At 62.5% G+C, this 24,592-nt stretch carries 23 protein-coding genes; 16 read left to right on the top strand and 7 right to left on the bottom strand.

From position 1 onward, the window contains the following. Nucleotides 1-128: 128 nt before the first annotated feature. The 3 genes from rho to hemE all read right to left on the bottom strand — a co-directional run bounded on the left by rho (nt 129) and on the right by hemE (nt 3,234). Nucleotides 129-1,385, bottom strand: a complete 1,257-nt coding sequence (rho, locus tag BXY39_RS16480; RefSeq protein ID WP_121939995.1) for a transcription termination factor Rho — start codon at nt 1,383-1,385, stop codon at nt 129-131. Between the two features lie 259 nt (nt 1,386-1,644). Next, a complete protein-coding gene (locus BXY39_RS16475) occupies nt 1,645-2,088 on the bottom strand; it encodes a CopD family protein (protein WP_211332305.1) in 444 nt (147 codons plus the stop codon). Nucleotides 2,089-2,175: 87 nt separating this feature from the next. Then, a complete protein-coding gene (gene hemE / locus BXY39_RS16470; RefSeq protein ID WP_121939994.1) occupies nt 2,176-3,234 on the bottom strand; it encodes a uroporphyrinogen decarboxylase in 1,059 nt (352 codons plus the stop codon). A 470-nt stretch (nt 3,235-3,704) separates the two neighbouring features. Here hemE and BXY39_RS16465 point away from each other — a divergent pair, with 470 nt between their 5' ends. The 6 genes from BXY39_RS16465 to BXY39_RS16440 all read left to right on the top strand — a co-directional run bounded on the left by BXY39_RS16465 (nt 3,705) and on the right by BXY39_RS16440 (nt 8,698). Next, nucleotides 3,705-4,865 (top strand): pyruvate, water dikinase regulatory protein, encoded by a 1,161-nt coding sequence (locus BXY39_RS16465; RefSeq protein WP_245999387.1) that lies wholly within the window; start codon nt 3,705-3,707, stop codon nt 4,863-4,865. A 13-nt stretch (nt 4,866-4,878) separates the two neighbouring features. Continuing rightward, complete coding sequence (locus BXY39_RS16460) at nt 4,879-5,508, top strand: Maf family protein (RefSeq protein ID WP_121939993.1); 630 nt, start codon at nt 4,879-4,881, stop codon at nt 5,506-5,508. Next, nucleotides 5,505-6,362 (top strand): shikimate dehydrogenase, encoded by an 858-nt coding sequence (locus BXY39_RS16455; protein WP_121939992.1) that lies wholly within the window; start codon nt 5,505-5,507, stop codon nt 6,360-6,362. The genes BXY39_RS16460 and BXY39_RS16455 overlap by 4 nt, the downstream gene beginning before the upstream one ends. Beyond that, nucleotides 6,359-7,021: a dephospho-CoA kinase gene (gene coaE, locus BXY39_RS16450; protein ID WP_121939991.1), complete on the top strand. Its 663-nt coding sequence runs from the start codon at nt 6,359-6,361 to the stop codon at nt 7,019-7,021. The genes BXY39_RS16455 and coaE overlap by 4 nt, the downstream gene beginning before the upstream one ends. Further along, nucleotides 7,018-7,692, top strand: coding sequence for a DNA polymerase III subunit epsilon (gene dnaQ / locus BXY39_RS16445; RefSeq protein ID WP_121939990.1), 675 nt, complete (start codon nt 7,018-7,020; stop codon nt 7,690-7,692). Before coaE ends, dnaQ begins: the two co-directional genes overlap by 4 nt. Nucleotides 7,693-7,885: 193 nt before the next feature. Continuing rightward, nucleotides 7,886-8,698: a DUF6338 family protein gene (locus BXY39_RS16440; protein WP_121939989.1), complete on the top strand. Its 813-nt coding sequence runs from the start codon at nt 7,886-7,888 to the stop codon at nt 8,696-8,698. Nucleotides 8,699-9,213: 515 nt separating this feature from the next. On the opposite strand, the gene BXY39_RS16435 is transcribed toward BXY39_RS16440, so the two are convergent. Beyond that, complete coding sequence (locus BXY39_RS16435) at nt 9,214-9,969, bottom strand: CPBP family intramembrane glutamic endopeptidase (RefSeq protein ID WP_121939988.1); 756 nt, start codon at nt 9,967-9,969, stop codon at nt 9,214-9,216. Between the two features lie 884 nt (nt 9,970-10,853). Here BXY39_RS16435 and BXY39_RS16430 point away from each other — a divergent pair. Next, nucleotides 10,854-11,192 (top strand): winged helix-turn-helix transcriptional regulator, encoded by a 339-nt coding sequence (locus BXY39_RS16430; RefSeq protein ID WP_121940190.1) that lies wholly within the window; start codon nt 10,854-10,856, stop codon nt 11,190-11,192. Between the two features lie 88 nt (nt 11,193-11,280). Here BXY39_RS16430 and lepB read toward each other — a convergent pair whose 3' ends face one another. Beyond that, nucleotides 11,281-12,009, bottom strand: a complete 729-nt coding sequence (lepB, locus tag BXY39_RS16425; protein ID WP_121939987.1) for a signal peptidase I — start codon at nt 12,007-12,009, stop codon at nt 11,281-11,283. A gap of 489 nt (nt 12,010-12,498) precedes the next feature. Between lepB and dnaK the strand changes: the two genes are divergently transcribed. From dnaK to dapB, 5 genes are all read left to right on the top strand, one after another. Then, nucleotides 12,499-14,436 carry a molecular chaperone DnaK gene (gene dnaK / locus BXY39_RS16420; protein WP_121940189.1) on the top strand — a complete coding sequence of 646 codons (1,938 nt, stop codon included), beginning with the start codon at nt 12,499-12,501 and terminating at the stop codon, nt 14,434-14,436. A 94-nt stretch (nt 14,437-14,530) separates the two neighbouring features. Further along, nucleotides 14,531-15,679 carry a molecular chaperone DnaJ gene (gene dnaJ / locus BXY39_RS16415; RefSeq protein ID WP_121939986.1) on the top strand — a complete coding sequence of 383 codons (1,149 nt, stop codon included), beginning with the start codon at nt 14,531-14,533 and terminating at the stop codon, nt 15,677-15,679. Between the two features lie 142 nt (nt 15,680-15,821). Next, complete coding sequence (locus BXY39_RS16410) at nt 15,822-16,070, top strand: type II toxin-antitoxin system ParD family antitoxin (RefSeq protein ID WP_121939985.1); 249 nt, start codon at nt 15,822-15,824, stop codon at nt 16,068-16,070. Continuing rightward, the gene (locus BXY39_RS16405; RefSeq protein ID WP_121939984.1) at nt 16,067-16,375 is read left to right on the top strand and encodes a type II toxin-antitoxin system RelE/ParE family toxin; all 309 of its coding nucleotides are present in this window, start codon (nt 16,067-16,069) and stop codon (nt 16,373-16,375) included. Before BXY39_RS16410 ends, BXY39_RS16405 begins: the two co-directional genes overlap by 4 nt. 209 nt (nt 16,376-16,584) lie before the next feature. Continuing rightward, nucleotides 16,585-17,328, top strand: coding sequence for a 4-hydroxy-tetrahydrodipicolinate reductase (gene dapB / locus BXY39_RS16400; RefSeq protein ID WP_245999381.1), 744 nt, complete (start codon nt 16,585-16,587; stop codon nt 17,326-17,328). Nucleotides 17,329-17,373: 45 nt separating this feature from the next. Here dapB and BXY39_RS16395 read toward each other — a convergent pair whose 3' ends face one another. Further along, complete coding sequence (locus BXY39_RS16395; protein ID WP_170163902.1) at nt 17,374-17,940, bottom strand: DUF2244 domain-containing protein; 567 nt, start codon at nt 17,938-17,940, stop codon at nt 17,374-17,376. Next, nucleotides 17,937-19,190, bottom strand: coding sequence for a UbiH/UbiF/VisC/COQ6 family ubiquinone biosynthesis hydroxylase (locus tag BXY39_RS16390; protein WP_121940188.1), 1,254 nt, complete (start codon nt 19,188-19,190; stop codon nt 17,937-17,939). The genes BXY39_RS16395 and BXY39_RS16390 overlap by 4 nt, the downstream gene beginning before the upstream one ends. A gap of 417 nt (nt 19,191-19,607) precedes the next feature. On the opposite strand from BXY39_RS16390, the gene BXY39_RS16385 reads away from it, so the two are divergent. The 4 genes from BXY39_RS16385 (at nt 19,608) to BXY39_RS16370 (ending at nt 24,449) form a co-directional block, all read left to right on the top strand. Beyond that, nucleotides 19,608-22,013 (top strand): FtsK/SpoIIIE family DNA translocase, encoded by a 2,406-nt coding sequence (locus tag BXY39_RS16385; protein WP_170163932.1) that lies wholly within the window; start codon nt 19,608-19,610, stop codon nt 22,011-22,013. Nucleotides 22,014-22,176: 163 nt separating this feature from the next. Then, entirely contained in the window at nt 22,177-22,965 is a 789-nt protein-coding gene (locus tag BXY39_RS16380) for a LolA family protein (RefSeq protein ID WP_147453614.1), read from the top strand. 486 nt (nt 22,966-23,451) lie between these two features. Then, nucleotides 23,452-23,859: a putative quinol monooxygenase gene (locus BXY39_RS16375; RefSeq protein ID WP_211332304.1), complete on the top strand. Its 408-nt coding sequence runs from the start codon at nt 23,452-23,454 to the stop codon at nt 23,857-23,859. Nucleotides 23,860-23,873: 14 nt separating this feature from the next. Beyond that, nucleotides 23,874-24,449, top strand: coding sequence for a DUF1697 domain-containing protein (locus tag BXY39_RS16370; protein ID WP_170163901.1), 576 nt, complete (start codon nt 23,874-23,876; stop codon nt 24,447-24,449). Nucleotides 24,450-24,592: the final 143 nt, after the last annotated feature.

The raw sequence follows: 24,592 nt of genomic DNA, 5'->3' as shown, positions 1-24,592 counted from the left end.
GTGCGTCCGGCGGCAGGGCGGAAAAAGCGGATAAACCGGTCCCCGACAGACAGGGCCAAGGATACAGCAGAGATAAACTCGGGGATAAGGCCCGGATAAATTCCGGGATAAAGCGGTTTTGCCCGGCCCTAATTGTTCATCTGGGAGAAGAATTCCTCGTTGTTCTTGGTGTCCTTCAGCTTGGACAGCAGGAACTCCATCGCATCCACCGTGCCCATGGGGGTAAGGATACGGCGCAGCACCCACATTTTCGACAGGGTGCCCTGGTCGACCAGCAGCTCTTCCTTGCGGGTGCCGGACTTGAGGATATCGATCGCCGGGAAGACGCGCTTGTCCGCCACCTTGCGGTCCAGCACGATTTCCGAGTTGCCGGTGCCCTTGAATTCCTCGAAAATCACCTCGTCCATGCGGCTGCCGGTCTCGATCAGCGCGGTGGCGATGATGGACAGCGACCCGCCCTCCTCGATGTTGCGGGCGGCCCCGAAAAAGCGTTTCGGGCGCTGCAGCGCGTTGGCGTCGACACCGCCGGTCAGCACCTTGCCCGATGACGGCACCACCGTGTTGTAGGCCCGCGCCAGACGGGTGATGGAATCAAGCAAAATCACCACATCCTTCTTGTGCTCGACCAGGCGCTTGGCCTTTTCGATCACCATTTCCGCCACCTGCACGTGGCGGCTGGCCGGCTCGTCAAAGGTGGACGAAATCACCTCGCCATTGACCGAGCGCTGCATGTCGGTCACTTCCTCCGGCCGTTCGTCGATCAGAAGGACGATCAGATAGCATTCCGGATGGTTGCGGGTGATCGACTGGGCGATATTCTGCAACAGCACGGTTTTCCCGGTGCGCGGCGGCGCCACGATCAGTGCGCGCTGGCCCTTGCCGATGGGTGCGACCAGGTCGATGACGCGCGGGCTTTTGTCCTTCACCGTCGGATTGTCCGGGTCCAGCTTCAGCTTTTCATCCGGATACAGCGGCGTCAGATTGTCGAAATGAACCTTGTGGCGCGCGGCCTCCGGCTCCTCGAAATTAATGTTGGAAACTTTCAGCAGGGCGAAATAGCGCTCGCCGTCCTTGGGCGCGCGGATCTGGCCTTCCACCGTGTCGCCGGTGCGCAGGCTGAACCGGCGGATCTGGCTCGGGCTGACATAGATGTCATCGGGTCCGGGCAGATAATTGGCCTCGGGACTGCGCAGGAAACCGAACCCGTCCGACAGGATTTCGATGACCCCGCCGCCCATGATTTCCACATCGTCCTCGGCCAGGTTCTTGAGGATGGCGAACATCATGTCCTGCTTGCGCATGGTCGAGGCGTTTTCGACCCCGACCTCTTCGGCCAGCGCGAGAAGATCGGCGGGTGATTTCTGTTTCAGATCCTGAAGTTGCATTGAGACATCCGACACTACAAAAAGACCGCGACGGTCGTTATGGGGGGGAAGGGCATTGCAGAAACGCTGTGGGGCCAAACGCCCCGTCGATACGGTGCCGCCCACACTTATCGAGACGGATAAGACAAAGGGGCGATCTAATGGAAAATTTGATGATGATCCGATTACGCCTAAACCAAGGCTGGATGGGCTGAGCGTACCATCACCGCAGCCCAAGTCAAGGCAAATGGGCCGTCAGGCTATCGCTTTTGGCGAAAATTCAAAAGGGTTTGACGATCGCCAGAATCACAATGGCAATGATGAACAGCGACGGCAGCTCGTTGATCAGCCGGAACTGCCGCGACGACAGCCGGCGCTCGCCGGCGGCCAGGCGTTTGCGCGCGGCCGACAGCCAGCCGTGAAAACCGCTGAGCAGGACGACGAGCAGCAGCTTGGTGTGCAGCCATCCGCCGGCGCCAAGGCCCACATGCGCCACCAGGCTGAGGCCGAGGATCCAGGCGATGATCATCGCCGGGTTGATGATGATGCGCATCAGCCGGCGCTCGCGTTCCTGCCACAGGGCATCCTCGGGGCCGCCGGCCTCACACTCCACATGATAGGCGAAAAAGCGCGGCAGCATGAACATGCCGGCCATCCAGAAAATGACAAAGATGATATGAACCGCCTTCACCCACGGATAGGCGGCGCCAAGCATCCCTTCCATTGTGTTTCTCCCCCCTGGAAAATCATAGCAATCTGAAAATAATCGCAACCGGCGCCACCTGGGGCACCGGCCTCGTGTGTGCGCAACTCAGCGCCTGAATGCGCGGATCTGGTCGCTCAGCGCGGCCACATGCTCCACCGGCGTTTGCGGCACGAACCCGTGCCCCAGATTGAAAATATGCGCGCCGCCGTTCAGCGTGTCCAGGATGCGCGCGGCTTCCGCATGCATGGCCGGGCCGCCGGCCACCACCAGATGCGGGTCCAGATTGCCCTGCACCGGCATTTTCGTCTGCAACGTATCGGCCGCCCATGACAGGGAGACCCCGGTGTCCAGCGACAGGGCGTCCACACCGGTCTCGGCGGCGTACAGCGCCGTCAGGCTGCCGGCCAGACGCGGAAAGCCGATGATCGGCGTCTCACCGTGCACGGCTTTGACCCGCTCGACAATGGCGCGCGTCGGCTCGATCACCCAGGCCCTGAAATAGGGCTCGGGCAGGGCCGCCGCCCAGCTGTCGAAAATCTGCACCGCATCGGCGCCGGCGTCGATCTGCGCGATCAGATAGGCGCTTGTCGCCTCCACCAGCATGTCGAGAAGCCGGCCGAACAGATCCGCCTGCCCGTATCCCATCTGCCGCGCCGCCGCGTGGTCGCGGCTGCCCTGCCCCTCGACCATATAGGTCGCCACCGTCCACGGCGCCCCGGCAAATCCCAGAAGCGTCACACTGTCCGGCAGGCCGGCGCGCACCCGCCGCACCGTTTCATAGACCGCGCCGACCCGGTCGTGAAAACCGGCCATGTCCGGTCCGCCGGTGGTCAGGGCTGAAAAACCGGCCTCATCGCTGACAGCGGTCAGTTGCGGGCCCTTGCCGGGCTCGAACCACACTTTCTGTCCCAGTCCGTCCGGCACCACCAGAATGTCGGCGAACAGGATCGCCCCGTCGGTGGCGAAGCGGCGCACCGGCTGCAATGTCACCTCCGCCGCCTTGTCCGGACTGTAGCAGAACTCCATGAAGGAGGACGTGGTCGCCCGCACCTCGCGGTATTCGCTCAGATACCGGCCGGCCTGACGCATGAACCAGAAAGGCACGCGCTCACCGGGCTGTCCCTTGAGGGTGTTCAGCAGAAGCCGCTTCGATCTGTCGGGCATGGGCTTTGAACTCTCCTTATGCACAGCCCCATATTTCTATAATAAATAAAATATATAAAAGGGTTGTGGTGGTAGTAGGGCCTGTGAATCCTGCGGACAAGTTTTTATCCACAGCCTTGTTCACAGTCGCCGGATGGTGACGAATTTCATGAACACCCCTGTGCATAAATCGCGTCTCTCTTTCATGCAAGCGTGCCGCCACCGTTCTTTCATGGGGCTTTTTATATTTTCCACCTTTGCGAGACATGGGGAAAACCTCGCAATCCGGGCGGGTATGCCCTTGGGTTTTCCACCTTTTCAACGTCATGGGGACAAAATGCATGACTGTGTGAACAAATCCTTGAGACCGGTGCATCGCCCGCTTTACTCTGGTTGGACAAAATTTGGTCACAGACTTATCCACAGGCGGGGCGGCGTGCCCGGTGCCCGTCTGCCGGAGGAACGCCGCGTGACCGTGAGACTGGGTATCTATGTCCGACACATTATTTTCCGCGCTCCACATGCATGACGGCGAAGACGGCGAGCAGATTTTCCACCTGCATCTGGTCTCGGATTCCACCGGCGAAACGCTGGAGGCGATCATCGCCGCCGCGCTGGTCCAGTTCGAGGGCGTGCGTGTGGAAAAGCATTACTGGCCCCTGATCCGCAGCGCCCTTCAGATGGAACGTCTGATGGACGACATCCGCGAACTGCCGGGTCTGGTCATGTACACGCTGGTCAATCCCGATATCCGCGCCACCCTGGAAGAAGGCTGCAAGACCGCCCAGCTGCCGGTGCTGTCCATTCTGGACCCGGTGATCAATCTGCTCGGCTCCTATTTCGGCCAGCGTCCGACGCAGCGTCCCGGCCGCCAGCACATCATGGACGCCCATTATTTCGACCGCGTCGACGCCATCCATTTCACCATGGCCCATGATGACGGCCAGTTGACGGAGGAACTGCCCCACGCCGACATCATCCTTGTCGGCGTGTCGCGCACGTCCAAAACCCCCACCAGCATCTATCTCGCCAACAAGGGGTACAAGACCGCCAACATCCCCTTCGTACCCAATGTCCCCATGCCGGAGGCGCTGGATTATCTCAACAACACCTTTATCATCGGCCTCACCACCAGCCCCGAACGCCTGGCCCAGATCCGCACCAACCGCCTGCGCTCCCTCAATGAAACCGAGGACGGCGACTATACCGACATTCAGCAGATCCGCGAGGAAGTGGCGGCCTGCCGCCGCTATTGCGGCGAACGCGGCTGGAGCACGCTGGACGTCACCCGCCGCTCGATCGAGGAATCCGCCGCCGCCATTCTCAACAAATATCACGCCTGGCTTGACGCCCGCAGCGTCAAACCGGCGAAAGACGGCGCTCCCTCCGATCCGGCGGCCCCAATGGCCCCAACGGCCCCGACGGCCCCGGCGGATGATGCCGGGTGGCCGTCATCCGATACCGGTCCTGACATCCATGCCGGCACCCATACCGGCACTCCTACTGTTAGTGGGAGTGCCACCAGCGGGCATGGCGACACCGACATGGTCTGCGGCAGCCCCGATGACCCTGATGACGCGGGCGACCCGGATGACGCTGGCGACCTTGGGGCCCCTGGCGGCAGCCGGCCCGGCGGCGGCGTTCTGACATGAGGGGCACGGGCCGATGACCGCCACTGAAACACCCTTAAGCGATGCATCCCCATCGCTGATCCTTGCCTCCGGCAGCAGGACCCGCGCCAAGATGCTTGCCGACGCCGGGCTGCATGTCCGCGTTCAGCCGGCCGCCGTGGACGAGACCCCGGTCAAGGACGGCCTGTTGGGCGAGGGGGCGCCGCCCCGCGACATCGCCGACAGCCTGGCGGAACTGAAAGCCCGCAACATCTCCGCCCTCTATCCCGAAGCCCTTGTCATCGGGGCCGATCAGGTGCTGGCCGTCGACGGGACGGTTATGTCCAAATCGGCTTCGCGCGGCGATGCCGCCGAACAGCTCGCCAGCCTGGCCGGCCGCACGCACCGCCTTGTCTCGGCCGTGGTGCTGATGCGGGGCTATCAGGTGCTGTGGCGCTTTGTCGACACCGCCACGCTCGCCATGCGCCCCCTGGATGCGTCTGAAATCGACACCTATCTGGACCGCGCCGGCGACGCCGTTCTTGACAGTGTCGGCGCCTATCAGCTCGAGGGTCTCGGCGCCCAGTTGTTCGACCGTGTCTCGGGTGATTTCTTCACCATACTCGGCCTGCCGCTGCTGCCGCTTCTCGCCCAGTTGCGCCTGATGGGGGTCCGCGTTCTGTGACCGGTTCCGGCACCAGATGCGTGGCCGCCGTGATCGGGCATCCGGTGGCCCATTCCCTGTCGCCGCGCATTCACAATCACTGGCTGGCGGCGGCGGGCATTGACGGCTGTTACCGCGCCATCGACGTCCCCCCGGACCGTTTGGGCGAGGCGGTGGCCGCTCTGCGCGCTGACGGCTTGCAGGGCTGGAACGTCACCGTCCCCCACAAGACCGCCATCCTGCCCCTGATGGACAGGCTCAGCCCGGCGGCGCGCACCATGGGCGCCGTCAACACGGTTCTGTGCAAGGCGGACGGCACCCTGTCGGGTTTCAACACCGACGGCATCGGCTTTCTGAAACATCTGAACGCCACCGTTCCCCACTGGCCGAAGGACCGCGCCGCCCTTGTCATCGGCGCCGGCGGCGCGGCGCGGGCCGCTGCCGCCGCCCTGATCGATACGGATATTCCCTTTTTGATGCTGGCCAACCGTACGGAGGAAAAGGCCCGCGGCCTCGCCGCCGACATCGGCCGCCAGCGCATCACCACGGTGGCGTGGGATGCCCTGTCGTCCGCCGTGACCGCCGCCGGTCTGATCGTCAACACCACCACGCTCGGCATGACCGGCCAGCCGCCCCTGCCGCTGGACCTGTCGGCGGCGGCTCCCGACTGCGTGGTCTATGACATTGTCTATGCGCCGCTGGAAACACCGCTGTTGCGGGATGCCGCCGCGCGCGGCCTTGCCGTGGTCGACGGTCTTGGCATGCTGGTCCATCAGGCGGCCGCCGCCTTTGAGCTCTGGTTCGGGGCCGCCCCGGTGTATGACGACGCCCTGAAATCCGTCCTGAAATCCGACCTGCACAAGGCACTGGCATGACCGCCGGTCCCTCGCGGAAACAGCCGCACGCCCCGGATCGCCCAAACCATCCGGATCGCCCCCTTATTCTGGGCCTGACCGGCTCCATCGGCATGGGCAAGTCCGAGACCGCGCGCATGTTCGCCGATCTCGGCGTTCCCGTCTTTGACGCCGACGCCAGCGTGCAGGCCCTTCAGGCGCCGGGCGGGCGGGCCCTTGCTGCGATTGGCGCCATGTTTCCGGGCACCGTCACCGATGGTGTTCTTGACCGGCGGAAACTCGGCGCCGCGGTGTTCGCCGACCGGGACGCCCTGCGCCGGCTGGAGGCCCTGATGCACCCCATGGTGGCCGAGGACCGGCGGGTCTTTCTGCGGGCAGCGGCGGACAGCGGCGCCGCCCTCGTGGTGTTCGACGTGCCGCTCCTGTTCGAGACCGGCGGCGACAAGGGCTGCGACCATGTGCTTGTCGTCTCCGCCCCGGCGGCGGTGCAGCGCACCCGCGTTCTCGCCCGTTCCGGCATGACAGAGGAAAAATTCGCCGATATTGTCAAAACCCAGATGCCGGACGCGGACAAAAGGGCCCGCGCCGATTTCATCATTGAAACCGACCGCGGCCTTGACCACGCCAGGGCCCGCGTCCGCGCCATCGTCCGCCAGCTCACAGGAGATGCCACACCATGAGGGAAATCCTCTTCGATACGGAAACCACCGGCTTCGACCCCTTTTCCGGGGACCGTGTCATCGAAATCGGCTGTGTGGAAATGATCAACAAGGTGCTGCACAAGGACAGCACCTTTCACGTCTATATCAATCCCGAACGCGACGTGCCCGCCGCCGCCGTCGAGGTCCACGGCCTGACCGGCGATTTCCTCGCCGACAAGCCGGTGTTCACGGACGTGGTCGACGGCTTTCTCGACTTTGTCGGCGATGACGGCATTCTGGTCGCCCACAATGCCGAATTCGACATGAAATTCATCAATTTCGAGCTGGAAAAGGCCGGCTATCCCGTCCTTGGCAGCGACCGGTTTGTCGATACCCTGGCCATTGCCCGCACCAAATATCCCGGCCAGCCCAATTCGCTCGACGCCCTGTGCCGCCGGCTGGAAATCGACAACAGCCACCGCTCCCTCCACGGTGCGCTGCTCGATGCTGAAATCCTGGCCGAGGTTTATCTGGAACTGACGGTGGGCCGTCAGGCCGGTCTCGACCTGTCGCTGATGACCGGCGCCGGCGCCATCGACGTCGAGCGCAAAAGCTGGCCGAAACGCAGCTTTCCCGTCTCCGACAGCGAACGCGCCGCCCATGACGCCTTTGTCAGGAACAGTGTTGAGAACGCCGTCTGGCTGAAATAGGCGCGGTGCGCCGATCCGGTTTGGTATTGTCGAGCGTCTATACGAAACAGGCGAACCTTCCGCGATTGGCCATGGTTGCTTGACCAGGATCTGCGGTGCTCGGTATGGTTGGATTTTGGCAGTGTCGGTTTCGGATGGTGTGCCAGTCCGCCGACAGCCCATGATTGATTGCTGTTCCCTGGAGGCGGCCTAGGTGACATTTGATGTTTTCTCGGCTCCGTCGGCGGTCGTCCTGCTGCTCAATCTGGTACTGCCGGGGTATGTCTGTTTTGCCGTTCTACGCAGCCGCCTGCATCCCGCGCTCCTCAAACGGGACTCTTATACGTGGATCGTCTATCTGCTGCTGACCATGGTCCTTTTGTTCGGTGCCACTTTCACAACGGATTATCTGGTTGTCTGGGGCTGGCCGGACCGGCCCTTTTCCGACATGTTCGTGTTGACGCTCGAAGACGGCGGAAAGCTCCTCAATCCCATTGACGACGGTCTGACCTGGTTATTCTACATGCTGCCATATCCGGCTTTGCTCGGATATCTCCTTGGCTTCGTGTCCAACCGCTTGTTCAAATGGCCCTCCAAGTTTCAGTCGTATCTCGGCATATACAATCCCATCGAGACCGCATGGCAGAACGCTTTTGACCGCAAGGAAGCCGGCTGGGTGATTGTCACCTACGAGGTGGCGGGCAAGGAAGTGAACATTCTCGGATCTTTTGACGAAACGGCGATTGCATCTCATTCAGCGCAATATCACGACCTGTATTTCAGCGAGGCCTACGGGTATGATGATGAAGGCAATATCGATGATACCCCCATGCCGGGCTCGGTTTACATCGCCAAGGAGGCGATCAGAAGCGTTGTCTTTCTAAACCCCACCAAAAGCCGAAAATCGGTGTCGGAACGGACAGGGGCCGCTGATGAGCCAGCGGATAGTGTGGGCATGCTGCTTGGCATGGCGCTTCTCGTCATTATATTCCTGGTAGCAGTACTTATATCAAACGGAGGATTGTGATCGCAGAAGAGACGGTAAAAAATCAGACTTTGGCGGAAGCTTTCAGCCCCACTGGGAAGAATAAGCAGCCCAAACCGAATGTGAAACCTCCCTCGGTCGGGAACAAATCTCCGTCTGCCACGAATAAACCGTCGGCGAAAAAGTAACCGATAATCTTGTCGGATATGGTATGGTTTGAAGCATGAGTGAAAAAGTAACATCTGGAACGGACAGACCGAAGACGCAGTCTCACGGGAAGTCCTTGCATATACGCAAGGAGACCCGTCCCGTTTTTACCTGGTCCGGCGGCTTGACCGTTCGTAACACGGCCCATCCTGAATTGACGCGTAATGCTCCCCTTGAGGGCGACGAAAAAGCGGAAGTATCCGCAATGGCAAAGCGCGTGCGGTCAAGCATGCGCGGATCGTAATTCTATCGGCGCTCCGGTTGTTTCCGTTTCTTGAAATCCGGTGCGGGAAACGGTCCAGGCGCCGATATATACTTCATGATCAGCCCAATATGATCCCCCGCTTCCCTCAGGGTATGATCACCAAGGCCACTGTATTGTTCACGACGTGCAGCGCCATGCTCGGCCACAGGGCGCCGGTTCTCTCGCGCACCGCGCCCAGCGCCAGCCCCAGGAAAAACAGCGGCACCCAGTTGGCGATATCGAAATGGATGCTGGCGAACAGGGCGGCGGTGATGGTCATGGACAGCACGGGCGACAGGCGCGATTTCAGGCTGTTTTGCAGATAGCCGCGAAACACCGCTTCCTCGACCACGGGCGCGATAACCAGAAGCAGCGCATAGATCCAGACCGCATGCGGCAGCCACAGCCCGTCCGTGGCCGGCACATTGCTGGGTGCCGGCGCGCCTGTGTATTCGGTGAATACCGCGAAATACGCGGCCTGTGCCGCCCGAAGGACCACGAAAGCCAGAAACACCCGAAACAGTGTGTTCGCTATGCCGTCACGCGCCGGCCGCCAGCCGATCATATGCGCGCGGCCCGGATGGTGACGGCCCATGTCAAACCCGATCCAGAGCGATACGGCCGCCACACCGCCGGCGCCGGACACAATCGTCATGATCGCGGTCACATTCCAGGGGCCTACAGCCTGGAAATCCGCTCCCACGAAACCGAATGCGAACCCCAACGCAAAGCCCAGGGCGAATTCGATCACAAACCACAGGATCAGCGGCTTGAAACCACCCCAAAACACGCTTTGCCCATGGGCTTGGGTTTCCATATTTTCCGCATCTATTGAAGCTTGATTGATAATCGCATCTGACATTTCAGGCTCCTCGGAAATAATAAAATTAAGCCTTTTTCTTAGTTGTGTTAGCCAAAATATTAGATAGTATTATTGAGAAGATTGATATTGCCATAGTTTCATATGATATATATACAAAATTACCTCCATACATAAGATAATCAATCAGTTGTATAATTGAATATACTACCAATATTTCTGCAAAATATTTCCACATAATCCTATTTCTTTATCTAATATCTGTGGTATTGATTGCATATCTTGTTATTTGATAAAATGGTTTCGGTCTCCACTTTCCGTCATAGACAGCCTACGCGCCGGGAGCGGTATATTGTTATCCGTCTTGCCGGGCTCCCTTTTGCGGGCATGGTCTGACAACGGTGATCCGGGTTGTTGCACCAGCTCGGATCACCACCTTTGAGAGTAATTTTGTCTTCAGACAAAACCGCTCCCGCTCCGCCACACGCACGCCCTGAAAGACATGGACACTGGCGGAATTCTAAAATGATGACTATGATTCTGAAAAGCTAACCCACTAATAAATAAGTATTTTTATTCTTTTATGAAATCTCCCAGCATATGAGAACGCCTGTAATTCAGTGCATTTTTGATAAATGTTCTTCTTTATCAATGGAACTTTTCAACAGGATTAATTTCCCGTCAAGGCTGTTTTTTGACCGACTGGTCCGCTCCTGCGCCACCCTTGGGGTAGTCGCTTGATTCCCCTGATCTATTCAGAATTTAAGAATTTCTAATTTTACGTGTTTTGGTATTCGGGCAGGGCATGGATATGATCGGTCTGGCCGGCAATGGGACATTTCTGTACCCTTTTAGTCTGTACAGTCTAAAAGGAGACTGTGATCGTGAAGACACACTCTGAACTAGGCAATCCGGTGCACATCGCCATGTCCCTGATCGGCGGGCGGTGGAAGGGCGAAATCCTCTTTCAGCTCATGGACCACGGCATGCTGCGCTTCGCCGAAATGCAGCGCCTGATCCCGGGTATCAGCCAGAAAATGCTGACCAGACAGCTGCGCGCGTTGGAGCATGACGGCCTTGTCCGCCGCCTGGTCTATCCCCAGGTGCCGCCGAAAGTGGAATACAGTCTGACGGATACCGGCCGCACATTGCAGCCGGTCCTCACCGCCCTGCGCGACTGGGGCAAGGACCACGGCGCCCCGCGTGTCGGAAAAATCCTGTCCGCTGAAAATCCGTTATCGGGTGAAACTCCGAACCCGGAGTGACGGTCCCCGCGCCTTGGGCCCGCGCCCGCCCCGATGCTCTCTGATGTTCTCTGACGCTTTCTGGCGCTCTCAGACGCTCTCTGGCGCCCTAGCGGATGGCGGTGAAAAACCGCCCGTACGGAATGCCGAAGGCGCAGTCGATTTCCTTGCCCTGGTCGCAGTCATACAGGCTGAAGGTGGTCACGTCCGCGCGGCCCACCAGGCTGGCATGGGGCACGAAGCCCATATCGTGCATGTCGCGGCTGTCGCTGGACCCGTCGCGGTTGTCGCCCATCATGAAATAATGGCCCTCCGGCACCACATAGGCCGGGGTGTTGTCCAGCCGCCCCCGGTCGGTACGCTCGTAAATGCGGTGTTTGACGCCGCCCGGCAGCTCTTCGATATATTCCTTCACCCGTAAGGGATAGCCGCTGTAATTGGTGTAATCCACATCCCGCACATAGGTGCGCGGCACCAGCGTGCCGTTGATATACACCCGCCCTTCCTGAAGCCGGATGCGGTCGCCGGGCAGGCCCACCACCCGCTTGATGAAATCGGTATAGTCCCGGTGCGGCAGGGTAAAGACCACCACATCGCCCCGCTCCGGCGCCCCGTCCAGAACCCGCGTCTCGAATATGGGCGGGTCGAAGGGCACGGAAAACCGGTTGTAGCCGAAGGGAAACTTGGACACGAAAATACGGTCGCCCACCTCCAGCGTCGGTTCCATGCTGCCGGATGGAATGTGGAAACTGGCATAGCCGAACGTGGTGAATATCAGGTAGAAAACCGCCAGGCCCAGCAGGTCTTTCACAAAGGCTTTAACGTGTTCGATCATCATGCATCCATTCCGGGGGCTGCCGCGCCGCCAGGGCTATCCTTAAGTTCAGGACTATCCTCAAGTCAGGGCCACCCCTGAATTTTAGGGTCGTCCTGAAGCGGGTTCGCCCATCGGGGGCACCGGCCTGTCCCGTGTCGCTGTCGTTGTGTTCCCTTTATCGACCGGTTGTTGTCCCCGGTCCTTGGTTCCCCTTTCAAATGCCCTTTCGACGTGCTTTCCGCAAGCCGGAAAATCCTGCCCGTCCTCATCCCTGCCGGTTATGCCCTGCAAACATGGGGCCGCAAACCGGGGAATTTTCTCAGGCTTCCTTGGTCTTTCTTGCGTGCCACGTCTTGCAGCCGGTCGGCGCCCTCCTTATATAGCTGCTGAACTTGGGCGGGCATCGTCCCGTCTGGAATTTCAAATACGGCCTTGGAGGCCGGCGCGGATGCCGATGTATCGCGGGTCCTGCCGGTCGGCCACGCGAAAAAGGCAAGAAGGACATATCTGATGGGTAAAGTAATCGGGATCGATCTGGGCACGACCAATTCCTGTGTCGCGATCATGGACGGCGCCAAGCCGAAAGTCATCGAAAACGCCGAAGGCGGACGGACCACCCCGTCCATGGTCGCCTTCACCGGCGACGGCGAACGCCTTGTCGGCCAGAGCGCCAAGCGCCAGGCGGTGACAAACCCCACCGATACGCTTTTCGCCATCAAGCGTCTGATCGGCCGCACCTTCGACGACCCGACGACGAAAAAAGACATCGACATGGTGCCCTATTCCATCGTCAAGGCCGACAATGGCGACGCCTGGGTCGAAGCCAGCGGTGAAAAATACAGCCCCAGCCAGATCTCGGCCATGATCCTGCAGAAAATGAAGGAAACCGCCGAAAGCTATCTCGGCGAAACCGTGACCGAGGCCGTCATCACCGTGCCGGCCTATTTCAACGACGCCCAGCGTCAGGCCACCAAGGACGCCGGCAAGATCGCCGGTCTCGACGTGCTGCGCATCATCAACGAGCCCACAGCGGCCGCCCTGTCCTACGGTCTGGAAAGGGAAGACGGCCACACCATCGCGGTCTATGACCTCGGCGGCGGCACCTTCGACGTGTCCATCCTGGAAATCGGCGACGGCGTATTCGAGGTGAAATCCACCAATGGCGACACCTTCCTCGGCGGTGAGGATTTCGACCTGCGCCTTGTCGATTATCTCGCCGACGAATTCAAAAAGGAAAACGGCATCGACCTGCGCGGCGACCGCATGGCCCTGCAACGCCTGAAGGAAGCCGCCGAAAAAGCCAAGATCGAGCTGTCCTCGAGCCAGCAGACCGAAATCAACCTGCCCTTCATCACCGCCGATGCCTCCGGGCCGAAACACCTTCAGCTCAAACTGACCCGCGCCAAGCTGGAAAGCCTGGTCGACGATCTGGTCAAGCGCACGCTGGAGCCCTGCAAGAAAGCCCTCAAGGATGCCGGCCTCGCCGCCGGTGAAATCGACGATGTGGTTCTGGTCGGCGGCATGACCCGCATGCCGAAAATCCAGGAACTGGTGAAGGACTTCTTCGGTAAGGAGCCCCACAAGGGCGTCAATCCGGACGAAGTGGTCGCCATGGGCGCCGCCATTCAGGCCGGCGTTCTTCAGGGCGACGTCAAGGACGTGCTGCTCCTCGACGTCACGCCCCTGTCGCTCGGCATCGAGACGCTGGGCGGTGTCTTCACCCGGCTGATCGACCGCAACACCACCATCCCGACCAAGAAAAGCCAGGTCTTCTCCACCGCCGAGGACAATCAGAATGCGGTCACCATCCGCGTGTTCCAGGGCGAACGGGAAATGGCCGCCGACAACAAGCTGCTCGGCCAGTTCGATCTGGTCGGCATTCCGCCCGCGCCGCGCGGCATCCCGCAGGTCGAGGTGACCTTTGACATCGACGCCAACGGCATCGTCAATGTCTCCGCCAAGGACAAGGGCACCGGCAAGGAACAGCAGATCCGCATCCAGGCCTCGGGCGGGCTTAGCGACGCCGACATCGATCAGATGGTCAAGGACGCCGAAGCCCACGCCGAAGAGGACAAGAAGCGCAAGGAACTGGTCGAAGCCAAGAACCAGTCCGAAGCCCTCATCCACACCTCCGAGAAAACTCTGGAAGAGCATAAGGACAAATTGTCGGACGAGGACACATCCTCCGTCGAGACCGCCGTGGCCGAGCTGAAAACCGCGCTCGAAGGCGACGACCTTGACGCCATCAAGGCCAAGTCCGAAGCCCTCAGCCAGGTGACGATGAAACTGGGCGAAAAAATCTACAAGGCCGGCGAAGGCGCACCCGAGGGTGCCGCCGGCATGGCCGGTGACGAGGCCGCTTCCGCCGGCGCCGGCAGTGCCGACGACGCGAAGGAAGATGTTGTCGACGTTGACTTCGAGGAAGTCGACGAAGACGATAAAAAATAACATCATGCCTGCCCCGTCTGCCGGCGGCCGCTTCGTGCGGTCCCAATAGCAGGCGGGGCATTGCCTTTTTCCCCGGCCGGCGGACAGGTCTTCCATGGCGAAACAAGATTATTATGAACTGTTGGGGGTGGACCGCGAGGTGGATGCGGCGGCGCTGAAAAAGGCGTTCCGCAAGCTCGCCATGCAATACCACCCCGACCGCAATCCCGACAATGCCGAGGCCGAGCAGAAGTTCAAGGAACTGAACGAAGCCTATGACGTTCTGAAGGACCCGGAAAAGCGCGCGGCCTATGACCGCTTCGGCCACGCCGCTTTTGAAGGCGGCATGGGCGGACCCGGCGGCGGTGCGGGGCCGGGCGGCGGCTTCGATTTCTCCGACGTGTTCGAGGAATTTTTCGGCGATTTCATGGGCGGCGGCGGTCGCGGCCGTGGCGGCCGACAGCGCGGCGGTGCCGGGCGCGGGGCCGACCTGCGCTTCAATCTCGAAATCAGCCTCGAAGACGCCTATCACGGCAAAACCGAGAAAATCACCGTTCCCACCAGCGTGGTCTGCGAAACCTGTAACGGCTCCGGCGCCGAACCCGGCACCAGCCCCGAGGTCTGCGACACCTGTGGCGGCACCGGCAAGATCCGCACCTCGCAGGGCTTCTTCATGGTGGAACGCACCTGCCCGAAATGTCGCGGGGCCGGCCATATCATCGTCAACCCCTGCAAAACCTGCGGTGGCGCCGGCCGGGTGCAGAAAACCCAGAACCTTCAGGTCAAAATCCCGCAAGGGGTCGAGGACGGCACCCGCATCCGTCTCGCCGGCAAGGGCGAAGCCGGCCTGCACGGCGGCCCGTCCGGCGATCTCTATGTCTTCCTGACCGTGCGGCCGCACGCCATTTTCCAGCGCGACGCCGACATGCTTTATTGTCAGGTGCCCATCCCCATGACCACCGCCGCCCTCGGCGGTCAGATCGACGTGCCCACCATCGCCGGCGCCCGCGTCCGGGTCAAAATCCCGCCCGGCACCCAGTCCGGCAAGCAGTTCCGCCTGCGCGGCAAGGGCATGCCGGAACTGAATGGCGGCTACACCGGCGACATGCTGATCGAGGCCAGCGTCGAAACCCCGGTCAATCTGTCGAAAAAACAGAAGGACCTGTTGCAGGAATTCGCCGAAGAAGGCGGCGACAGTGTCTCGCCCCGCTCCGAAGGGTTCTTCCAGAAGGTCAAGGACCTGTGGGACGATCTGACCGAATGACCCGTCCCCCTGCCAGCGCCCGGTCTGTCCGAAACGCTTTGGAGCGTTGCGTCTGTTAAACGGCAGGCCACCTGATTGTATTGTCTTGGCAAGTCATATATATTCATACCGAGTATATATGAATATATTTGGGAAGATTGCCATGGCATCCACAAGCCTCACGCTCGGGGAACATTGGGAAACCTTTATCAGGAATGAAGTTGCCAGCGGGCGTTATGGCTCGGCCAGTGAAGTGGTTCGGGATGCCCTCAGGTCTCTGGAAGAACGCAAGAGCAAACTCGCCACCCTTCGGGCGCACCTGGCCGAAGGGGCGGATCAGGCGCGGCGCGGCGAATTCGTCGATGACTATTCCATCGAAACTTTTCTTGAAAGTGCGGACACCCGCGCGTGAGCGCCGCATTCAGGCTTACAGCCCGTGCCTATACCGACTTGCAGGCCATTGCCCGTTACACGCTGAAAACATGGGGTCGGCAGCATCGCGACCGTTATCTGCGTGAGATCGATGCCCGTTTTCAATGGCTGGCCGACAACCCCCGCCATGGCCGGCCTCGTTATGACATCGCGCCCGGTTACCACAGTTTCCATCACCGCGAACACATCGTTTTCTATCTGATGCGGGATGGATCCGATAATGGCGGCATCGATATCATCGGGATTCCCCATCGGGCCATGGATATCCATGCCTATTTCTCATGACGTGGCTGTGCCGGCATGTATTTCGGCCGGTCCCGCCCCTGTCATCCATTTTGCCATGCCATTCGCCTTCGCCCCTTCGTCGCCCTCTTGCGGATTGTGTCCATTTGTGCCTCCTTGGGGGCCGGACGTCGGACCCGTCCGAGATGAACGGCAACTGCCCGCCTGCACGCCATAGCGTTTGCCGGCGCGGCACAGGATGGGAACGGCACGTGGCGGATATCAGGGTTGGATTGCTGGGGTCCGAGGGGCGCATGGGCCGCGCGGTGACGGACGCTCTGACGGACACCGTCGGCATGGTCGCGGGACCCGCCGCCGACCGGGACGGCGACGCCGCCGCCGTGTTCGCCGGCAGCGATGTGGTGATCGATTTCACCCCGCCGGGCCACACGGCGCGCCACGCCGGACTGGCCGCCGCCCATGGCACGGCCTGTGTGGTCGGCACCACCGGTCTGGCCGCCGCCGATCACGCCGCCATGGATGCGGCCGCCATGGACGTGGCTCTGGTTCAGGCGGGCAATTTTTCCCTCGGTGTCAATCTGCTGACCGCCTTCACCCGCCGCGCCGCCGCCATTCTGGATGACGGCTGGGATATTGAAATCCTTGAAATGCACCACCGCCACAAGGTGGACGCACCCTCCGGCACCGCCACCCTGCTCGGCGAGGCCGCCGCCCATGGGCGCGGCGTGGCGCTGGACGATGTCGCCAGACGCAGCCGCGACGGCGTCATCGGCGAACGTCCGGCGGGCGAAATCGGCTTTGCCACCCTGCGCGGCGGGTCCGTTATCGGCGAGCATGAGGTTATCTTTGCCGCCGGGTCCGAGCGGCTCGTCCTCGCCCACAGGGCCGAGGATCGCGGCCTGTTCGCGCGCGGCGCCCTGACGGCGGCGCGCTGGGCCGCCACGGCGGCGCCCGGCCGCTACGACATGCTGGACGTACTCGGCCTCAAGGACTGACGGGGTCCTGATTGATTTTGGGCCGAACCGGCCCTGCATTCGGGCTTAGCGTGCCCGCCAGGCGGCCAGCGCCGCGTCGATCTCGGCCGCCACCTCGCGCCGTTCCGGTACGCTCAGAAACGCGCCCAGCCGCAACTCCCGCCCGTGGCTTTTCAGGATCAGCGCACTTTCCGTGCCGGGCCTGTCCTCGCTTTGCACCTGCATCCAGTAGGGCTCCAGATGCCAGTGATCGCGCCGCCCGCCCGGATGCCGCCGTGTCACCGTCATGTCCGTCGTCGTCAGGCGCACCCGCTCGCGGACCTTGCCGGACCGGTAATTCAGGTAAAAGGCCAGCCAGATGGCGGCCACGTCCACCGCCACGAAGATCACCACCGGCCAGGCTCCCAGGGTGAAAAACCGCAGGGCCGCCAGCAGGCAGATGGCCGCGATGGTCCCGATCAGAAGGCGAAAGCCCTTTCGCCGCAGCGACCGGTGCGGATAAAGGGTGATGTCCAGAAACACCCGCGCGCCGTCCGCCGGTTCGGCGCCGGTTGCCTCTGTGTCTCCGGTGACAGTTTCACCAGGGGCCGTTTCTCCGCTGGTTCCGGCGCTGGGCGGCGGCGGTACGCTCACGCGGGCGTCTCCCCCGTCAGCAGTTTCGGCAGGGTGCCGACGGTGCCGCGCGCGTGGGATATGAAAAATCGTTTCAGGGGCGGTATGCGGTCCACCACGCTGAGACCGATGCCGCGCGCCAGCCGCAGGCTCTTGCTGTCGTTTGAAAACAGACGGGTCAGCCCGTCCATGATCCCGGCCAGCACGACGGTGTCGCTGCGTCGCCACGTCTGATAGCGTTTCAGCGTCTCGGCCCCGCCGGGGTCAAGGCCCAGCCGGTGCGCCTCCGCCAGCACTTCGATCAGCGCGGCGGCGTCGCGCAGTCCCAGATTGAGGCCCTGTCCCGCGATGGGGTGAATGCCGTGGGCGCTGTCGCCCACCAGTGCGGTGCGTTCGGCGATGAAGTCATGGGCCACATGCATCGACAGCGGATAGGACCAGCGGCCCCCCGTCACCCGCACATCGCCGAGGAAATCGCCGACCCGGCGCCGCACCTCCGCCTCGAAGGCGCGCTCGGACAGGCCCATGATGGTCTCGGCCAGCCGCGCCTTTTCCGACCAGACGAGCGAGGCGCGCCTGTCCTTCAGCGGCAGGATGGCAAACGGGCCCGATGGCAGGAATTTTTCGTGCGCGATGCCCAGATGGTCGCATTCGTGCGCGATCGCGCACACAATTCCCGTCTGCTTGTAGGAACAGCCGCTGGACGGGATGCCCGCATGGGCGCGCACCTGGCTCTGACGTCCGTCAATGCCCAGAAGCAGCGCCGCCTCCACCCGCTGGCCGCTTCCCAGCGTCAGGGCCGTGCCCGTCTTGTCGGTGTGAATGGTCTCCACCGTGTCCGGCGCGATCAGCCGCACATTCGGCGTTTCATCCAACGCTTTGAACAGCGCGATGCGGGTGAAGCGGTTTTCCACCATATGGCCCAGCGGCCCGTCAGGGTCGCTGCCCGCCATTTTCATGTCGCGGTGGTCGAAATGCAGATGCAGCAGGCCCGGACCCCGGCTCACCGTGCCGTCCGACACGCGGATTTCCAGAATGGGCTGCGCGTGCGGGGCCATATGCTGCCAGATGCCCAGCGCCTCCAGCATGCGCACGGACGCATAGGCAATGGCGCTGGCACGCCCGTCAAACGCCGGCGCCGTGGTCTCCGGCGCGTCCAGCCTGTCAACCACCGTCACGCTCATACCGGCGCGTCCCAGGCCGATGGCGGTGCTCAGGCCCACCATGCCGCCGCCGACAATGGCCACATCGCTTTGCAGGACTTTGCTCATAATCCGGACACCGCTTGCTTTCGGGGTTTCGGGACCGGCGGATACCGCTTGCAGGCCGCCACAAATCTGACCCATATATCTGCCACATACCGACAAACCGGACAGTCGGCAAACAGGGACCCGGCACCGTGCCGGTTACTCACAATATGGACGGCGCGGGCGCGCTGTCCAGTGTCAAGCGGTCGCATCGCACGTGGGCGGGCCAGGGGCGGTACCGGATTGCGCCGGAGCAGGCGCCGGTTTCTGCCTGCCCCTTGTGAGACCCGCGCGAAAAACGGTACAGTGATGCCGGCGCGAACAGGACGGGAACAAACCATTCTGCCGCGTCACAGGGATCACGATGACAACAGGGCAAAACGGAACGAAAACGTGGCAGGTCGCAAGCAAACCGCGGTGGCGGACCCGAAACCGGGCACAATGCCGGGCACACTGAATGGAGACGGACGGCTGCTGCCTGAATCCGCCGTACTGTTTTTGAAAAACACGGGCTGGCGGCTTCTGGGTCTGGTGGTGCTGGCCCTGGTGGCCGGCCTGCTGGCCGCGCTTGTCACCTATGACCCCGCCGACCCGGCCCTCAATGCCGCCACCGACCGTCTGCCGGCCAATGCGCTCGGTGCGCCCGGTGCCATTGTCGCCGACCTGCTGATGCAGACGCTGGGCCTCGGCGCCTTTTTGCTGTTGCTGCCCCTCTGTCTCTGGGCGATGAAGGTGCTGCGGCTGAAATGGCTGCCGCATTTCTGGCTGCACCTGACGCTGCTGCCCATCGCCCTGATGCTGCTGGCCGTGGCCTTCAGCGTGCCGGCGCCGCATCCGGATTTTGATGTTCAGGCCGGGTATGGCGGTGCCCTCGGGCAGGTGCTCTACCGCTCGCTCGCCACCCTGACCGCGTCTTTTGCCATTGTGCCGGGATGGGTCACCATTCTGGTCTTTGTCGGGCTCGGCCTGCCGGCTTATGTGGCGACATTCGGCCTGAACAGGGATGAATGGGCCGTTCTCGGCCGGGGCGTTGCCGGCTTTCTCGCCTTTCTGTGGCGCCTTTTGCGCGGTCTTGGCGCCTGGGTCGCGGCGGTGCCCGGCCTGTTCCGTACCGCCCGCACCGATGCGGGGCCTGAGGGCATGGACGGGGATATGGACGAGGGCGCGGGGCCCGCGCCGCGCCGCGCCCGCAAACGCAAGGCCGCCGCCCCGGATGCCGGCGGCAAATCCGGCGGCACGGCCAAGGTCAAGCCGCCGAAAAAAACCGCCGCCGGCAAACGCGCCGCGGCGGCCGCCCAGATCACCCTCGATCTCGGCGACGTCAACGGCTTTCGCCTGCCCGGTCTGGACCTGCTGACCCCGCCGCCGCCGGTCTCGGCCGATGCCGCCCTGTCGAAGGATGCGCTGGAAAACAACGCCCGCATGCTCGAAGGCGTTCTGGAGGATTTCGGCGTTCAGGGCGATATCCGCGATGTGCGGCCCGGCCCCGTCGTCACCCTGTATGAGCTCGAACCCGCGCGCGGCACCAAATCGGCCCGCGTCATCGGCCTCGCCGATGACATCGCGCGGTCCATGAGCGCGGTGTCCGCCCGTGTCGCCGTGGTGGCCGGACGCAACGCCATCGGCATCGAACTGCCCAATGCCCAGCGCGAAACCGTCTATCTGCATGAACTTCTGGCCTCGCGCGATTTCGAGACCACGCGCGCCCGCCTGCCCATCATCCTGGGCAAGGACATCGGCGGCGCGCCCGTGGTGGCCGATCTGGCCTCCATGCCGCACCTTCTGGTCGCCGGCACCACCGGCTCGGGCAAATCCGTCGGCATCAATACGATGATTCTGTCGCTCCTCTACCGTCACAGCCCGGAAACCCTGAAGCTGATCATGGTCGACCCGAAAATGCTGGAACTGTCGGTCTATGACGGCATTCCGCATCTGCTCACCCCGGTGGTGACGGAACCGAAAAAGGCCGTCGTCGCCCTGAAATGGGCCGTCCGCGAGATGGAGGAACGCTATCGCAACATGTCGAAACTGGGCGTGCGCAATCTGGCCGCCTTCAACAAGCGCGTGCGCGAGGCCCAGGCCGGCGGCGAACAGCTGACCCGGCAGGTGCAGACCGGCTTCGACAAGGACAGCGGTCAGCCCATCGTCGAGGAACAGTCCTTCGATTTCACGCCCCTGCCCTATATCGTCGTCGTCATCGACGAAATGGCCGACCTGATGCTGGTCGCCGGCAAGGATGTGGAGGCCACCGTCCAGCGTCTGGCGCAGATGGCGCGGGCCGCCGGCATTCACCTGATCATGGCGACCCAGCGCCCCTCGGTCGACGTGATCACCGGCACCATCAAGGCAAACTTCCCCACCCGCATCAGTTTTCAGGTCACCTCCAAAATCGACAGCCGTACCATTCTCGGCGAACAGGGCGCGGAACAGCTGCTCGGCATGGGCGACATGCTGTTCATGGCCGGCGGCGGCCGCATCGCCCGCGTGCACGGTGCCTTCGTCTCCGACGGCGAGGTCGAGTCCGTCGTCACCCATCTGTCGGCGCAGGCCGCGCCCGACTATCTGGCCGAGGTGACGGAAGAACCGGAAGAAGGGTTTGACAGCCCGTTCATCCCCGGTCCATCCGCCAGCGGCGAGGATAAGGACAAAAGCCTCTATGATCAGGCGGTGGACATTGTCATCCGCGATCGGCGCCCGACCACAAGCTATATCCAGCGCCGCTTGAAGATCGGCTACAACAAGGCCGCCTCCCTGATCGAGGAAATGGAGGAACAGGGTGTCATCAGCGCCCCCAACCACAAGGGCCAGCGCGAGGTGCTCGTCCCCGACCGCGAGGAAGAGCTGTAAGCGGCACCCAGACCGGCCTTTGCCGGAAAACCAGACCGGCCTTTGCCGGAAAACCAGACCGGCCTTTGCCGGACCCGGAAAACCGGCTTCTGCCGGACCCGGAAAGCCGGCTTCTGCCGGACAACGACCAAAAAACGAAACCGACAGCAGGACCGAAAACACCATGATCCCCATCCGCACCGCCCTGATGACCGCGTTGTTATGCCTTGGCGCCGCGCCGGCGGGCCTCGCCCAAAACACGCCCCAAAATATACAAAACGCCCAGGACACCGAAACCCTCGCCCAATCAGCCCCGCAATCGCCCCCCGCCGGCGATCAGGCCGATACGGGCCGGCAGGACGCCCTGCCGCCGCTGGATACCGTCGATGTGGCCATGGATGCCCGGCTCGATGCCCTGACCCGTGTCAGGGAACATCTGTCCGGTGTCGAAACCCTGACCGCCGATTTCACCCAGCAGGCCCCGGACGGCACCCGCTCGACAGGGCGGCTCTATATGGAACGCCCCGGCAAGGTCCGCTTCGACTATACCGATGAAACCCCTTTCCTCATCGTCGCCGACGGTCAGGTGTTGAGCTTCATCGACTATGAAGTCGGCCAGGTGACGCGCTGGCCCATCGCCGATACGCCGCTCAGACTGGTTCTGGACCGTCAGCCCGATCTCGCCGCCCTCGGCGCCAGCATCGAGGTGGCGCCCGGCGGCATAGACAGCCTGATCGCCCTGTCCGCCGCCGACCCGGACCGGCCCGAACTGGGCCGCATCACTCTCTATTTCCGCCGTGATGAAGCCGCCCCCGGCGGGTTGGCGCTGGACAGCTGGGTGGTGCGCGATGCCCAGGACGGTCTGACCATTGTCGACCTTGACAATGCCCGCCGCAACGACGGGCCGCTCACCGCTTCCCTCTGGCAGTTCGAGGATCCGCGCGGCCTCGCCCGGCGCCGCCGTACGCGCTGATCTTCGCCGCCGATCTTCGTCCTGGCGGGCGTCCCGCCGGGCTCACGGCCTCCCCGGACCGCCCACTGTAACGCCTTTGTGAACCGCGCTGGCCGCCCCGGTTCCCCGTGCCGTGTGATCCGCCTGCCCGCCCCGTGCGTAGATAAGACCATGGCAGGCGCCTCACGACCCCCGTTTTTCGCCTGCCGCCGCCTGTCTGGGTTTTTCCTCCGGATTGGGCAATGCCAGTGCACTTCATCCCGGCCCGGACAATGGTCCCTGAGGCCGGGATTTTTTTGCCCCCCGGTTTTGTCTCCGCATGTCTGCCGTTCGGATTTCAGGGCCGAATTCAGTCATTTCAGCCTCCTCGATGGTTCGGTGACGCGGGCGCCCCCGTGCCGCCCGCTGTCAACAGGACGAACCACGTCTTCCGAACTTGACACCCATGCGAAAAAAAATCCGATTTTCCCCATGGTTCCCGCGCCGCGAACATGCTTAGTGTACGCCATGCATATTAACAGACGCACCTTTGTTGCCGGCACGGTCGCGGCCCTCTGGGCGCCGAACGGTGTTGCCGGCAACGTCGGGTCAGGCGAAAAAACGATACGAAAGGACGAATCGCCCATGTTCGGACTGATCGGAAAAATCACCGTTGTCGACGGTCAGCGCGACACACTGATGTCCATCCTGCTTGAAGGCACGACGGGCATGCCAGGCTGCCTCAGCTATGTCATCGCCGCCGACAGCGGGGACGACAATGTCCTGTGGGTGACCGAGGTCTGGGACAATTCCGAAAGCCACGCCGCCTCCCTGCAACTGCCGGCCGTGCGCGACGCCATCGCCAAGGGGCGGCCCCTCATTGCCGGCATGACACCGGTGGCCACCACGGCGCCGGCCGGCGGACACGGGCTTTAGGGGCGCCCGTGCCCATGCCTATGCGTACCTGGGTCGCGCTCCTCAGGGGGATCAATGTGGGCGGTCGCAATATCCTGCCCATGGCGGATTTGCGCGCCTGTCTCACCACGCTCGGCTACAGCGACGTCAAAACCTATATCCAAAGCGGAAACTGCGTGTTCCGCACGGATGCGGGCAGGGGGGACCCGTCCGAAGGCGCCGCCGCTATCTCCCGCGATATCGCCGCCGCGATCGAAACGGCGGCCGGTTTCCGCCCCCGGGTCTTCGTGCTGACGGCGGACGCGCTGCACGCCGCCATTGCCGCCAATCCCTACCCGCGCCAGGGTCTGGACGACCCGAAAAGCGTCCATTTCTATTTCCTGTCCGACCCGTCCGCGACTGTGGATATGGATGCGCTCGCCCCCTTGCGCGCCGGGTTCGAGGATGTCACCCGCACCGGCGGTATTGTCTATCTATATGCCCCGGACGGCATTGGCCGCTCGAAACTGGCGGAACACATCGACCGCCGTATCGGCACGCCCGTGACCGCCCGCAATCTGCGCACCGCGATGAAACTCACCGACATGGCGCGGGCCCTGAGCGAAGCCTGACCTTTCCGGCCTTGCGGCCTCATATCCTCTGCGTCGCGGCAATTTCTGTTGCCAACGCCCTCGCGCGCCGTTAGGCGTGGAAACCGGTCATGCCCGACAGCAAAGCAGGTCAACACCCCATGCAGTCCCCTTGCAGCGTCCCG

Origin of the sequence: Eilatimonas milleporae (genome assembly GCF_003688555.1) — a bacterium.
Lineage (GTDB): Bacteria > Pseudomonadota > Alphaproteobacteria > Sphingomonadales > Kordiimonadaceae > Eilatimonas > Eilatimonas milleporae.
This window is presented reverse-complemented; position numbering and strand designations above follow the sequence as displayed.

Excerpts from the sequence above, each read along its gene's own strand:
- rho (WP_121939995.1), bottom strand. The coding sequence starts at position 1,385 with ATGCAACTTCAGGATCTGAAACAGAAATCACCCGCCGATCTTCTCGCG.
- BXY39_RS16475 (WP_211332305.1), bottom strand. The coding sequence starts at position 2,088 with ATGGAAGGGATGCTTGGCGCCGCCTATCCGTGGGTGAAGGCGGTTCAT.
- hemE (WP_121939994.1), bottom strand. The coding sequence starts at position 3,234 with ATGCCCGACAGATCGAAGCGGCTTCTGCTGAACACCCTCAAGGGACAG.
- BXY39_RS16465 (WP_245999387.1), top strand. The coding sequence starts at position 3,705 with ATGTCCGACACATTATTTTCCGCGCTCCACATGCATGACGGCGAAGAC.
- BXY39_RS16460 (WP_121939993.1), top strand. The coding sequence starts at position 4,879 with ATGACCGCCACTGAAACACCCTTAAGCGATGCATCCCCATCGCTGATC.
- coaE (WP_121939991.1), top strand. The coding sequence starts at position 6,359 with ATGACCGCCGGTCCCTCGCGGAAACAGCCGCACGCCCCGGATCGCCCA.
- dnaQ (WP_121939990.1), top strand. The coding sequence starts at position 7,018 with ATGAGGGAAATCCTCTTCGATACGGAAACCACCGGCTTCGACCCCTTT.
- BXY39_RS16435 (WP_121939988.1), bottom strand. The coding sequence starts at position 9,969 with ATGTCAGATGCGATTATCAATCAAGCTTCAATAGATGCGGAAAATATG.
- BXY39_RS16430 (WP_121940190.1), top strand. The coding sequence starts at position 10,854 with ATGTCCCTGATCGGCGGGCGGTGGAAGGGCGAAATCCTCTTTCAGCTC.
- lepB (WP_121939987.1), bottom strand. The coding sequence starts at position 12,009 with ATGATGATCGAACACGTTAAAGCCTTTGTGAAAGACCTGCTGGGCCTG.
- dnaK (WP_121940189.1), top strand. The coding sequence starts at position 12,499 with ATGGGTAAAGTAATCGGGATCGATCTGGGCACGACCAATTCCTGTGTC.
- dnaJ (WP_121939986.1), top strand. The coding sequence starts at position 14,531 with ATGGCGAAACAAGATTATTATGAACTGTTGGGGGTGGACCGCGAGGTG.
- BXY39_RS16410 (WP_121939985.1), top strand. The coding sequence starts at position 15,822 with ATGGCATCCACAAGCCTCACGCTCGGGGAACATTGGGAAACCTTTATC.
- BXY39_RS16390 (WP_121940188.1), bottom strand. The coding sequence starts at position 19,190 with ATGAGCAAAGTCCTGCAAAGCGATGTGGCCATTGTCGGCGGCGGCATG.
- BXY39_RS16385 (WP_170163932.1), top strand. The coding sequence starts at position 19,608 with ATGCCGGGCACACTGAATGGAGACGGACGGCTGCTGCCTGAATCCGCC.
- BXY39_RS16380 (WP_147453614.1), top strand. The coding sequence starts at position 22,177 with ATGATCCCCATCCGCACCGCCCTGATGACCGCGTTGTTATGCCTTGGC.
- BXY39_RS16375 (WP_211332304.1), top strand. The coding sequence starts at position 23,452 with ATGCATATTAACAGACGCACCTTTGTTGCCGGCACGGTCGCGGCCCTC.
- BXY39_RS16370 (WP_170163901.1), top strand. The coding sequence starts at position 23,874 with ATGCCTATGCGTACCTGGGTCGCGCTCCTCAGGGGGATCAATGTGGGC.